Raw genomic sequence first — 12830 nt, forward strand, 5'->3', positions numbered from 1 at the left:
GTCCTTCTAGATTGTTCGCACGACCCAAACAATCAAGGCGCCAATGGACCGCTTCGACGCAATGCAGGCCTTTGCCCGCGTGGTGGAAACCGGCAGCTTCACCCGCGCCGCTGAAACCCTGCAGCTCAGCCGCACCACGGTCACCCAGCTGGTGCAGCAACTGGAGGCGCGCCTGCGTCTGCGACTGTTGAATCGCACCACCCGCCGGGTCAGTGTCACCGCCGAAGGCGCGGCCTGCTATGCACGGGTGGTACGCCTGCTGGCCGATCTGGAAGAGGTGGAAAGCGGTCTGGCCGAAGCCGCCGCCCAGCCACGCGGCCGCCTGCGCATCGACGTGCCCAGCCCGTTCGCACAGCTGCTGCTGGTGCCGGCGTTGCCGGATTTCCACGCACGCTACCCCGACATCCAGCTGGATATCGGCGTCAGCGACCGCGAGGTGGATGTCATCGCCGACCATGTCGACTGCGTGATCCGCGGCGGCACCCCGGCCGATCCGGCGCTGGTGGCCAGGCCGCTGGGCACGCTGGCATTCCGTTTCCTTGCCAGCCCGGAGTATCTGCAGCGGCATGGCACGCCGGGTCATCCACATGAGCTGGATGGCCCGCAGCAGCATCTGGTCGGCTTCCTGAGCCCGCGTACCGGCCGGCGGCGGGTATTCATGGTCCGCCGTGGCGAGGAGCAGGTGCCGGTGCAGGGCCGTCACTGGCTGGCGCTGGATGAGGGCAGTGCCTATCTTGCCGCCGGCCTGGCCGGGCTCGGGGTGGTGGTGCTGCCGTCCTACATGGCCGATCCGCATGTGGCCCGTGGTGCGCTGGTGCCCGTGCTGGCCGACTGGCAACTGCCGGGAATGCCGATGCAGCTGATGTTCCCGCCCAACCGGCATATGAGCCACCGCCTGCGGGTGTTCATCGACTGGGTGGTGGAGGTGCTGACGCCCGGTGCCGGTGCCTGACCCCTGTCTGTGGACAACTTGCGCAGGCCCCGGCATTTCCGCATAATACGCGGCTCGCTGTGTCCGGAAACCTCCGGGCTGGTGGCCGGGAACACGTCATCCGCCATCCTCGTCAGCGTAACCCTTTGATTCCCATGACGCGTGGCGGGCAACCGCCGGGGCCGCCGTCTTCCTGGCTAAGGAAGTCACCAACATCACCGAGGTGCGCAATGTCCCGCGTATGCCAAGTTTCCGGCAAGAAGGTGCAGACGGGTAACCACGTCTCGCACGCCAACAACAAGACCCGCCGTCGCTTCCAGCCGAACCTGCACGAGCGCCGTTTCTGGGTTGCCAGCGAGAACCGCTGGGTCAAGCTTCGTGTTTCCGCGCATGCACTGCGCACCATCGACAAGAACGGCATCGATTCCGTTCTGGCTGAGCTGCGCGCCCGCGGCGAAAAGGTCTGAGGAGTAAATAATCATGGCAGGTAAGCGCGATAAGGTCCGTATGATTTCCTCGGCCGGCACTGGCCACTTCTACACGACCGACAAGAACAAGAAGAACACCCCGGGGAAGATGGAATTCCTGAAGTACGACCCGGTGGTCCGCAAGCACGTGATGTACAAGGAAGGCAAGATCAAGTAATCCGCCCGGATTGCCTGACGCCGTTCCATCCAGAACCCGCCGCGAGGCGGGTTCTGTGTTTTCCGGGCTGGAACCCCGGCTGCACCCTCATCACCGGCCTGCCGGTGGTGGGGTCGCCCTCTCCTACAATGCTGCCGATGAGCGATATCGATTCTCCGCAGAGCTATGACCTGGCCATCATCGGTGGCGGCGCGGCCGGCGTCCTCACCGCCATCGGCGCCTTGCGTGGTGCGCGCCAGCCGCTGCGGCTGCTGATCCTGGAGCCGCAGCTGCCGCTGGCCCGAGGCGTGGCCTACGCCACCTCCTGGCCGGAGCATCTGCTCAATGTGCCGGCCGGCAAGATGGGCGGCTTCCCCGATGCGGTGGAGGATTTCCTCGACTACCTGATGCAGGAGCGGGTCTTTCCGGAAACCCCGCGCGATACGTTGGCGACGATGTTCGTGCCACGTCGGCTGTATGCCGGCTACCTGCGCCAGCGTCTGCAGCAGGCGCTGGAAAGCAGCAGTGCGCAGCTGGATATCCGCGCCGAACGGGTGCAGGCACTGGATCGCGACGTGGCTGGTTTCCGCCTGACCCTTGCATCGGGACGCGCGCTGCTGGCACGCAAGGTGGTGCTGGCCACGGGCAATACCCTGCGTCCACTGCCGGTACGCGGGGCCACCTCGTTGCCACAGGAGCGGCGGCTCGAAGCCTGGGATTTCAACGCGGTGCATGACATTCCCGGCACTGCCGAGGTGGCCATCATCGGCTCGGGCCTGAGCATGGTCGATACCGTGATGTCGCTGCAGGCGGCCGGTCATCACGGACGCATCCACGTGCTGTCGCGGCATGCGCTGCTGCCGTTGCCGCATGCCAGCGGTCCGGCGGCCGACTACGACCCGCAGCCGCTGCTGGCGATGGACCTGCGCCAGCGCGTGCGTGCGTTGCGCCGGCATGCCGCCGAGGCGGCGGCGCGTGGTATTCCGTGGCAGAGCGTGATGGAGCGCATCCGCCCGTCGGGGCAGGTGTTGTGGCAGTCGCTTTCGTGCGCTGACCAGCGCCGCTTCCTGCGCCACGTGGTGCGCTATTGGGATGTGCACCGCCATCGCATTGCCGCCCCGCTGCATGCACAGCTGCTGGAACTGCAACGGCAGGGGCGTCTGCAGCTGCACCGTGGGCGGCTGCAGACAGCCTTCCATGATGGCAACTGCGTGCGGCTGGACGGACTGGACTGCCATCGCCAGCCGTTCCAGCTGGAGGTGCAGTACGTGATCAACGCCACCGGTGTGGAAATGCGCGCGCAGGCGATGCGCAATCCCTTGCTGCAGCAGTTGCTGGGCAGTGGCATCGCACGTCCCGGTCCACACGGTATCGGTCTGGACAGTGCCGCCGATGGCAGCCTGATTGATGCCGACGGCAATCTTGAGCCGCGCGTGCAGGTGCTGGGCAGCCTGCGCATCGGCGGCTTGTGGGAAAGTCTGGCGATCCCGGAACTGCGCGCGCAGGCGGCCCAGGCGGCGATCGCGCTGCTGCGCTGATGCGTCTTGCCGGAGGTGGCCGGTATAGTGCCGGCACGACTTTTACGGAGCCTGGGGAAGCATGGAATTGAAGACATGGATGATGCGCCCGCTGGCGGGTACGGTCCGCAGGCGCAGTGGCTGGCTGTTCGCCGCGGCGCTGATGCTGTCGCTGGGCGGCTGTGCCTCGCTGTTCGATGGCGGCACGCAGCGGCGCGGCGTCTCCAGCAGCGTGGTCGACTACCTGTATCCGCCGGGGCAGAAGTTCGAGCCCGCCAGTGAAGGGGCGATACCGCAGGTGCGGCTGCCGGCGCGCGTGGGCCTGGTGTTCGTGCCCTCGCACAACGACCCGGTCGGCGTCAGTGCCGCCGAGCAGGCGGCGTTGCTGGAGAAGGTGCGCGAAACCTTCCGTGCGCAGCCGTTCATCGAACGCATCGAGGTGATTCCCAACGGCTACCTGCGTCCGCGTGGCGGCTTCGACAACCTGGAACAGGTCGCGCGCATGTATGGCGTGGACCTGGTCGCGCTGGTGTCCTACGACCAGATCATCCGCACCGACCAGAACGCGGCCTCGCTGCTGTACTGGACGCTGGTGGGCGCCTACACCATCCACGGCAACAGCAACCAGGTGAACACCTTCGTCGATACCTCGGTGTTCGATGTGGCCAGCCGCACCCTGCTGTTCCGCGCCCCGGGCACCGACCAGCGTGATGCCGGTTCCACCGCGGTGCGCGTGGATGAGATCCAGGTGCGCCTGGCCGGCGAGGGTTTTGCCGCGGCAATGGCCGGCATGACCACCAATCTGGACAAGGCCATCGTCGATTTCTCCACGCGGGTGCGCGAGGAAGGCCAGGTCAAGCTGGTGGACCGCCGTTCCGGCGGCGAGTGGCGTCGCGGTGGCGGCGGGAGCACGCAATGGTGGGAGCTGGCCTTGCTGCTGGGCGCCGCCGGGCTGCTGTTGCGGCGTCGCTGATCCTGCTGGCGGTGGCGCTCACCAGCGCCGCCGCACTGCACTGGCCGGAGCTGGCCGCAGCGTTGCTGCTGGATAGCCCGGCCGTGGTGCAGGGGCAGTGGTGGCGGCTGTGGAGTGGCCACCTGCTGCATCTGGACCTGTCCCATGCATTGCTGAATCTGGGTGCGCTGGCGGTGATCGTGCTGCTGGCATGGCGCCAGCAGATGCTGGCCGAACTGGCCGTCGCCGCGCTGGTGGCGATGCCGCTGCTGTCGCTGGCCCTGTTGTGGCTGGATCCGCAGCTGGAGTGGTACGCCGGCCTGTCCGGGCTGCTGCACGGACTGCTGGTGATGGTGCTGGTACGGCGCGGCGACATGCTCGCCACCGTGCTGTTGCTGCTGCTGGTCGCCAAACTGGCCTGCGAATGGCGCTTCGGCAGTCACGGCCAGCAGTTCGAGGTCGTCACCCTTGCGCACCGGTTGGGAGCGGCATTGGGCGTGCTCTGGGCGGTAGTGCGGTGGCGTGCCGGCAACCGCACCGCGCGCAGTTGAATACGGAAGGGCCCCACGCGGTGGGGAAACCCTTGCCGGCGCGGTGACGTAAAATGCGCGCATGGATGTTTCCCACCTGCTCGACGGGCTGAACGCAGCCCAGCGCGAGGCCGTCTCCGCGCCTCCCGGCCATCACCTGATCCTCGCTGGCGCCGGTTCCGGCAAGACCCGCGTACTCACCCACCGCATCGCCTGGCTCAACGAAGTCGTCGGTGTGCCGACCCATGGCATCTTCGCGGTGACCTTCACCAACAAGGCCGCCGGCGAGATGCGCCATCGCATCGACATGCAGCTGCGCAACGGCAGTCGCGGCATGTGGATCGGCACCTTCCACGGCCTGGCCCATCGCCTGCTGCGCCTGCACTGGGCCGAGGCGAAACTGCCCGAAGCGTTCCAGGTGATGGATTCGGACGACCAGCTGCGGCTGGTCAAGCGCGTGGTGCAGCAGCTGGAGCTGGACGATGGCAAGTACCCGCCCAAGCAGGTCATGTGGTGGATCAACGCGCAGAAGGACGAAGGCCGCCGCCCGGCGCACATCCAGCCCGAGCCGCACGATGCGTGGGGCGAAGCGATGCGGCAGGCCTACGCCACCTACCAGGAGCGCTGCGACCGTGCCGGGCTGGTGGATTTCGCCGAACTGCTGCTGCGCGCGCATGAACTGCTGCGCGACAACCCGGCGCTGCTGGCGCACTACCGCACGCGTTTCCGCGAGATCCTCGTGGACGAATTCCAGGACACCAATGCCATCCAGTACGCCTTCGTACGGGTGCTGGCCGGTGACAGCGGCAACGTGTTCGTGGTCGGCGACGACGACCAGGCCATCTATGGCTGGCGTGGTGCCAAGGTCGAGAACGTGCAGCGCTTCCTGAAGGATTTCCCCGGCGCGCAGACCATCCGCCTGGAGCAGAACTACCGCTCCAGCGCCAACATCCTCAACGCCGCCAACGCGGTGATCGCGCACAACCCGGACCGCATCGGCAAGCAGCTGTGGACCGACAGCGGCGATGGCGATCCGATCGACCTGTTCGCCGCCTACAACGAGATGGACGAGGCGCGCTATCTGGTCGAGCGGGCGCGGCAGTGGGTGCGTGATGGTGGCAGCTATGCCGATATCGCCGTGCTCTACCGCAGCAATGCGCAGTCACGCGCGTTCGAAGAAGCGCTGCTGTCCGAGCAGGTGCCGTACCGGGTGTACGGCGGCATGCGCTTCTTCGAGCGTGCCGAGATCAAGGATGCGCTGGCCTACCTGCGGTTGATGACCAACCGCAACGATGATGCCGCCTTCGAGCGCGCGGTGAACACGCCCACGCGCGGCATCGGCGAGCGCACCCTCGATGAGGTGCGGCGCATCGCCCGCCAGCAGGCGCTGTCGCTGTGGGAAGCGGCGATGCTCGCCACCCAGGGCGCCGACCTGACCTCGCGGGCGAAGAACGCGCTGGCCGGTTTCATCAATCTGCTGCAGCAGCTCAGCTCCGAAACCGGGCAGATGGATCTGGCCGAGCGCATCGATCATGTGCTGTCGCGTTCGGCACTGCGTGAGCACTGGAGCAAGGAAAGCCGCAACGCGCTGGATTCCGAATCGCGTACCGACAACCTCGATGAATTGATCTCGGTGGCCTCGCGCTTCGTGCGCCGTGAGGACGATATCGAAGAGGGCGCGCAGGACATGAGCGAGCTGGTCGCGTTCCTGTCCTACGCCTCGCTGGAGGCTGGTGAAGGCCAGGCGCAGGCCGGCGAGGAAGGCGTGCAGCTGATGACGCTGCATTCGGCCAAGGGGCTGGAGTTCCCGCTGGTGTTCCTGGCCGGCATGGAAGAAGGCCTGTTCCCGAGCGCGCGTTCGCTGGAGGAAAGCGGACGGCTGGAGGAGGAGCGGCGCCTGGCCTACGTGGGTATCACCCGCGCGCGGCAGAAGCTGGTGCTCGGTTATGCCGAATCGCGCCGCATCCACGGCCAGGACAACTACAGCCTGCCGTCGCGCTTCCTGCGCGAGATCCCGCGCGAGCTGCTCAACGAGGTGCGGCCCAAGGTGCAGGTCTCGCGTCCGGTCTCGCTCGGTGCCAACCGGGTGATGGGCGGCCACGCCAGCCTCGAGGCGCCACCGGTCAAGCTCGGGGCGCTGGTCAGTCATCCCAAGTTCGGCGAGGGCATGGTCACCGACTACGAAGGCAACGGCGCGCATGCGCGCGTACAGGTCGAGTTCGCCGAGGCCGGCAGCAAGTGGCTGGTGATGGCCTATGCCAACCTGACGGTGCTGTAGCGGCCACGCATCGGGCGGATTTGATCTGGCTCAAGGCATGGGTGCACCATCGACGGTGCAATACTGTTTCCTCCATCACTGAGCAGGGAGAACTGCCATGTACAAGCGCATCTTGATCGCCACCGATGGCTCCGAGCTCGCCGGCAAGGGGCTGGCGAAGGGACTGGAGCTTGCCGCGCAGCTGGGTGCGCATGTCGATATCGTCACCGTGTCCGAGCCGTGGGCGGTGGGCATGTACGACGCGATGGGCTGGAGTGCCGGTTACGAGACCAGCCCGGAATACAAGAAGGATCGCGAAGAGGCGGCGCAGAAGATCCTGCAGCCGGCATTGCAGGCCGCGCACGCGGCCGGTGTCGACGATGTGACCAGCTATCACGTGCTGGACCGCTATGCCGCCGACGGCATCATCGACACCGCGGTTACCTGCGACAGCGACCTGCTGGTGATGACCTCGCACGGCCACCGGGGCATTTCCCGGGTACTGCTGGGCAGCCAGACGATGGAAGTGCTGGCCCGCTGCAAGGTACCGGTGCTGGTGGTGCGCTGAGCCATGCTGGCCGCTTCCCTGTTCCGCCCCACGCGGGCGGGCGCGTCTCCGGACCTTTGGCCGGAGACGGTCAGGTGGTCAGGCCGTCACCAGCTGTACAGCTTCCAGTACACCGGCTTGGTGCCGTCCTTGTCGCTGTCCATGCGGCCATCGCCGTTGCGGTCATACATGTAGAACGGCGCCCCGCGTGCCGGCGTGACCTTGACCATGCGCAGCTGGCCGCCCATGCGGAATTCCTCGACGGTGTCGCCGTTGTCCATCACCTTGCGGGTGACGTCGGCACCGGAGACATCCAGCGGCGGGGCGTCGCCGTCGAGGCCGGTGGTGGCGCAGCCGGCCAGGGCCAGCAGGGAGATCAGCAGCAACGGCTTCATGAAGGTTTTCCTTGGTGACAGTGCCGGATGATTATGCCTGTGCGGGTGGCCGGCTGCCCCGCCGCGTAGAATCGGTGCATGAGCCGATTAGTCCTGATTGACGGGTCCAGTTACCTGTATCGCGCGTTCCACGCGCTTCCGCCGCTGTCCAACGCCGAGGGCGAGCCTACCGGTGCGCTGTTCGGCGTGGTCAACATGCTGCGTGCCACGCTCAAGGAAAAGCCCGAATACATCGCCTTCGTGGTCGATGCCCCGGGCAAGACCTTCCGCGACGAGCTGTATGCCGAGTACAAGGCCAACCGCCCGCCGATGCCCGAGGACCTGCGCGCGCAGGTGCAGCCGATGTGCGACATCGTGCATGCGCTGGGCATCGACATCCTGCGCGTGCCCGGCGTGGAAGCCGATGACGTGATCGGCACGCTGGCGCTGGCCGCCGCCGCCGCCGGGTTGCAGGTCACCATTTCCACCGGCGACAAGGATTTCGCCCAGCTGGTGCGTCCGGGGGTGGAACTGGTCAACACCATGACCGGCAGCCGTACCGATTCGGATGCGGCGGTGATCGAGAAATTCGGCGTGCATGCCGTGCAGATCGTCGACTATCTGTCGCTGATGGGCGACACCGTCGACAACGTGCCCGGCGTGGAGAAATGCGGCCCCAAGACCGCCGCCAAGTGGCTGGCCGAGTACAACGATCTCGATGGCGTGATCGCTGCCGCACCGACGATGAAGGGCAAGATCGGCGAGAACCTGCGTGCCGCGCTGCCGCGGCTGCCACTGAACCGCGAGCTGGTCACCATCCGCACCGATGTGCCGCTGGAGCAGGGGCCGCGCGACCTGCAGCTGCGTGCGCAGGAGGTGGATGTGCTGCGTGGCCTGTACGCCCGTTACGGCTTCACCCAGGCGCTGCGTGAGCTGGGCGGTGGTGCCGCACCGGCAGCGGTCGATGACAGCAAGGTCAGCCTGCGCGGGACGGCCGCCGGCTATGCCAAGTCGGCGCAAAGCGCACCTGCTGGTGAGCTTGATCCGGCGCTGGCGGCCAAGGGCGAGTATGAAACGGTGCTCACCGGCGGACAGCTGCAGGCCTGGGTGGAACGGCTGCAGGCCGCCGATGCGTTCGCCTTCGACACCGAGACCGACGCGCTGGATGCGATGCGCGCCAACCTGGTCGGCATCAGCCTGGCGGTCGAGCCGGGCAAGGGCGCCTATATTCCGGTCGGCCACGATTATCCGGGGGCACCGGCGCAGCTGCCGATGACGCAGGTGCTGGAGGCGCTCAAGCCGCTGCTCGAGGACGCCGGCAAGAAGAAGATCGGCCAGCACGGCAAGTACGACATCCACGTGCTGCGGCGCCATGGTGTCAACGTGCAGGGCTATGCCGATGACACGATGCTGGAAAGCTTCGTGTTCAACTCTACCGCCACTCGGCACGACATGGATTCGCTGGCGCAGCGCTATCTCGGCTACACCACCACCCGCTTCGAGGATGTCGCCGGCAAGGGCGCCAAGCAGATCTCCTTCTCGCAGGTCGGTATCGACGAGGCTGGCAGCTATGCCAGCGAGGATGCCGACATCACCCTGCGCCTGCACCGGGTGCTGGCTCCACAGCTGGCGGCCGAGCCTTCGCTGGAAAAGGTCTATCGCGAGATCGAGATGCCGCTGGTGCCGGTGCTGGCGCGGATCGAGGCCAATGGCGTCTGCATCGACAGCGCCGAGCTGCGGCGGCAGAGCGCGGAGCTGTCCGCGCGCATGCTCAGCGCGCAGCAGAAGGCCACCGAACTGGCCGGGCGCACCTTCAACCTGGATTCGCCCAAGCAGCTGCAGGCGGTGCTGTTCGATGAACTCGGCCTGCCGGCGCTGGTGAAAACACCCAAGGGCCAGCCGTCCACCAACGAGGAAGCGCTGGAAGCGATCGCCGGGCAGCACGAGCTGCCGCGGGTGATCCTCGACTACCGCAGCCTGGCCAAGCTGCGCAGCACCTATACCGACAAGCTGCCGGAGATGGTCAACCCTGACACCGGCCGCGTGCACACCAGCTACCACCAGTCCGGCGCGGCCACCGGGCGGCTGTCCTCATCCGACCCCAACCTGCAGAACATCCCGATCCGCACCGACGACGGTCGCCGCATCCGCACCGCGTTCATCGCCCCGCCGGGCCGCAAGCTGATGGCCTGCGACTATTCGCAGATCGAGCTGCGGATCATGGCCCACCTGTCCGAGGATCCCGGTCTGGTCCGTGCCTTCGAACAGGGCATGGACGTGCACCGTGCTACCGCCGCCGAAGTGTTCGGGCGCGCGCTGGAGGATGTCACCAGCAACGAGCGGCGCGCGGCCAAGGCGATCAATTTCGGCCTGATGTACGGCATGAGTGCGTTCGGGCTTGCAAAGAACCTGGATATCGACCGTGGCCAGGCGCAGGATTATGTGGCGCTGTATTTCAGCCGTTATCCGGCGGTGCGTGACTTCATGGAGCGCATGCGCGTGCAGGCGCGCGAACAGGGCTATGTCGAGACCCTGTTCGGCCGCCGCCTGTATCTGAACGATATCCACGCCCGCAACCAGGGCCTGCGCGCCGGTGCCGAGCGGGCGGCGATCAATGCGCCGATGCAGGGCACGGCGGCAGACATCATCAAGCGGGCGATGGTCAGCGTGGATACGTGGCTGGCCGATCACCGCGAACGTGCGCTGATGATCCTGCAGGTGCATGACGAACTGGTATTCGAGGCCGATGCGGATTTCATCGACATCCTGCGCGGTGAGGTGGAAGCGCGGATGGCGGCAGCCGCGCAGTTGCGGGTACCGCTGGTGGTGGACACCGGTGTGGGCGACAACTGGGATGAAGCGCACTGAGCTGTGCCTTCACCCTGCCTGCGGGCTGCCATCGCAGGCAGGGCCGGGTGGCGTGAGGCGATATGGCCGCACTCCACAGCAGGTTTGCGGTCACGGTTGAAAGCGCACGATCGGATGTCGCGCCGGTCGAGCGTTATATGAATACGGATGATGGTATTTACGACGGCGGCAGCCGATTGTTCCGTTATATATGTATATATGGCTCTGATGCCATTTGTGGAACGTTGCGTCATGCATCGCCCATTCAAGGATGCGGACATCGTGCCGGGAATGAATCACTCCTTAAGGATGCTCTGAACAATTCCTCGGCGACAATAGCGCAAGGTTCGACGGATGACGACGATGCAGCTGAGCTTCGGGGACGCGGAACACACGGGCAAGCGGAAGAAGACGCGGCGCGAGATCTTCCTGGCGGAGATGGAGCAGGTTGTGCCGTGGAACGTATTGCTGGCGCTGATCGCACCGCACTACCCGAAGATGGGCCAGCGCGGCCGGCAGCCGTATCCCTTGGCGACGATGCTGCGCATCCACTTTCTGCAGCAGTGGTACGCGCTGAGCGACCCGGGCATGGAAGAGGCGCTGTACGAGATGCCGGTGATGCGCCGCTTTGCCCGCCTGAGCGGGCTGGACAACGTCCCGGACGAGACGACGATCCTAAACTTCCGCCGGCTGCTGGAGACGCATGATCTGGCGCCGCAGATCCTGGAGCGCGTGAACGCGCACCTGGCGCGCAAGGGCCAGAGCTTGAAGGCAGGCACGATCGTCGATGCGACGATCATTGCGGCACCGAGCTCTACCAAGAACAGGGACGGCAAGCGCGACCCGGAGATGCACCAGACGAAGAAGGGCAACCAGTGGCACTTCGGGATGAAGGCGCACATTGGCGTGGACGAGGAGTCGGGCCTGGTGCACCACGTGGAGTGCACGGCGGCGAACGTCAATGACGTGACACAGGTGCACAAGCTGCTACACGGCAAGGAAGATACGATCTGCGGCGACAGCGGCTACACCGGCGCGGACAAACGCGAGGAGCTGCAAGGCGTGGAGGCTGCGTTCTGGATCGCGGAGAAGCCCTCGAAGTTGCGAGCGCTGAAGAACAAGCGCGAGCGCAAGTACGCCGAGCGCTGGGAGCACTTCAAGGCCAGCCTGCGGGCGAAGGTTGAGCACCCGTTCCGGGTGGTGAAGCGGCAGTTCGGCTACACCAAGGTGCGCTATCGCGGCTTGGCGAAGAACACGGCGCAGGTGCTGACGCTGTTTGCGCTGTCGAACCTTTGGATGGCACGGCGACGTCTGTTGCTGCCGACGGGGTAAATCCGTCTGTTGGACGGGGAAACCCGTCGAAAAGCCTCAGAAACGGCGCAAAATCGATCATATCGAGGTCGACTTGGCGCCTTGACGCTGAAATCCAAGTATCAGAGCGCTTTGATCAGACCTTCCTTAATCATCCTGAAAAAACAGCGGGTTCTTCACGAACTATCAATGTACGGGATGGTCATATAGACCGTGACAGGTGCAAGGCCTGTCATAGATCTCTCCCATCCCCTGGAGCAGATCTCGGAGCGGGGATTCCTCCCCAAATGCCCGCTCCCCGGCCCCGTCGATCCCCCCTGGTCGACGGGGCTTTTTTTATCTACTGAACCACCCCACCGAGGCTCGCGCCCACGCCGCTGCTTGGGCATGCTGGCTGCAGCGATTGCGAACCGGGAGCAGGCCGATGTCCGACATGTTCGTGTTGGCGATGCCGTGGTGGGAATTCATCCTGCGCGCGGTGGTGGTCTATGCGGTGGTGCTGGGGCTGGTGCGGCTCAGCGGCAAGCGTGCGCTGGGCCAGATCACGCCGTTCGATGTGCTGCTGATCGTGCTGCTGGGCAATGCGGTGCAGAACGCGCTGCTCGGCCAGGACAGCTCGCTGGCGGGTGGGCTGTTGCTGGCGGCCACCTTGATCGCCCTCAACTACGCGGTGGGCTGGCTGACCACCCGCAGCCGGCGCATGGAACGGCTGATCGAAGGTGAGCCGGTGCTGATTGCACACGATGGCCGCCTGCTGGATTCGGTGTTGCGGCGCGAGCTGATCACCCGTGCCGACTTCGATGCCGCGATGCGCCAGCAGGGCTGCCGCAGCATCGCCGAGGTCGAGCTGGCGCTGCTGGAAACCAATGGCCACATCACCATCGTGCCGCGCGCGCCGGCGGCATAGATCCGGCGCGCTGTGGCTAGTAGCTGCGACCGG

General features: G+C 65.9%; 12 protein-coding genes. 11 read left to right on the forward strand and 1 reads right to left on the reverse strand.

Going from position 1 to position 12830, the window contains the following annotated elements:
• Positions 1 to 43: 43 nt before the first annotated feature.
• From ACSBPQ_RS00385 to ACSBPQ_RS00420, 8 genes are all read left to right on the forward strand, one after another.
• Positions 44 to 952 carry a LysR substrate-binding domain-containing protein gene (locus ACSBPQ_RS00385; RefSeq protein WP_442683120.1) on the forward strand — a complete coding sequence of 303 codons (909 nt, stop codon included), beginning with the start codon at positions 44 to 46 and terminating at the stop codon, positions 950 to 952.
• Between the two features lie 209 nt (positions 953 to 1161).
• Positions 1162 to 1398, forward strand: coding sequence for a 50S ribosomal protein L28 (gene rpmB, locus ACSBPQ_RS00390; RefSeq protein ID WP_442683121.1), 237 nt, complete (start codon positions 1162 to 1164; stop codon positions 1396 to 1398).
• Positions 1399 to 1408: 10 nt separating this feature from the next.
• Positions 1409 to 1576 (forward strand): 50S ribosomal protein L33, encoded by a 168-nt coding sequence (gene rpmG / locus ACSBPQ_RS00395; RefSeq protein WP_172675037.1) that lies wholly within the window; start codon positions 1409 to 1411, stop codon positions 1574 to 1576.
• A 137-nt stretch (positions 1577 to 1713) separates the two neighbouring features.
• Entirely contained in the window at positions 1714 to 3093 is a 1380-nt protein-coding gene (locus ACSBPQ_RS00400) for an FAD/NAD(P)-binding protein (protein WP_442683122.1), read from the forward strand.
• 61 nt (positions 3094 to 3154) lie between these two features.
• Positions 3155 to 4045: a rhombotarget lipoprotein gene (gene rhlP / locus ACSBPQ_RS00405; RefSeq protein WP_442683123.1), complete on the forward strand. Its 891-nt coding sequence runs from the start codon at positions 3155 to 3157 to the stop codon at positions 4043 to 4045.
• On the forward strand, positions 3988 to 4575 hold the full coding sequence (gene rrtA, locus ACSBPQ_RS00410; protein ID WP_442683124.1) for a rhombosortase: 588 nt from the start codon (positions 3988 to 3990) through the stop codon (positions 4573 to 4575). The genes rhlP and rrtA overlap by 58 nt, the downstream gene beginning before the upstream one ends.
• A gap of 61 nt (positions 4576 to 4636) precedes the next feature.
• Complete coding sequence (gene uvrD / locus ACSBPQ_RS00415) at positions 4637 to 6832, forward strand: DNA helicase II (RefSeq protein WP_442683125.1); 2196 nt, start codon at positions 4637 to 4639, stop codon at positions 6830 to 6832.
• Positions 6833 to 6929: 97 nt separating this feature from the next.
• Positions 6930 to 7379, forward strand: a complete 450-nt coding sequence (locus ACSBPQ_RS00420) for a universal stress protein (protein WP_442683126.1) — start codon at positions 6930 to 6932, stop codon at positions 7377 to 7379.
• An 86-nt stretch (positions 7380 to 7465) separates the two neighbouring features.
• Here the strand turns inward: ACSBPQ_RS00420 and ACSBPQ_RS00425 are convergent, their stop codons facing one another.
• Entirely contained in the window at positions 7466 to 7753 is a 288-nt protein-coding gene (locus ACSBPQ_RS00425) for a DUF2782 domain-containing protein (protein WP_442683127.1), read from the reverse strand.
• A gap of 78 nt (positions 7754 to 7831) precedes the next feature.
• Between ACSBPQ_RS00425 and polA the strand changes: the two genes are divergently transcribed.
• The 3 genes from polA to ACSBPQ_RS00440 all read left to right on the forward strand — a co-directional run bounded on the left by polA (position 7832) and on the right by ACSBPQ_RS00440 (position 12797).
• Positions 7832 to 10600, forward strand: a complete 2769-nt coding sequence (gene polA, locus ACSBPQ_RS00430; protein ID WP_442683128.1) for a DNA polymerase I — start codon at positions 7832 to 7834, stop codon at positions 10598 to 10600.
• Between the two features lie 342 nt (positions 10601 to 10942).
• The gene (locus tag ACSBPQ_RS00435; RefSeq protein WP_119163206.1) at positions 10943 to 11911 is read left to right on the forward strand and encodes an IS5 family transposase; all 969 of its coding nucleotides are present in this window, start codon (positions 10943 to 10945) and stop codon (positions 11909 to 11911) included.
• A gap of 403 nt (positions 11912 to 12314) precedes the next feature.
• Complete coding sequence (locus ACSBPQ_RS00440; RefSeq protein ID WP_442683129.1) at positions 12315 to 12797, forward strand: DUF421 domain-containing protein; 483 nt, start codon at positions 12315 to 12317, stop codon at positions 12795 to 12797.
• The last annotated feature ends 33 nt before the right edge of the window (positions 12798 to 12830 follow it).

It is taken from the genome of Stenotrophomonas sp. JC08 (genome assembly GCF_052180205.1).
Taxonomy (GTDB): Bacteria; Pseudomonadota; Gammaproteobacteria; order Xanthomonadales; family Xanthomonadaceae; genus Stenotrophomonas.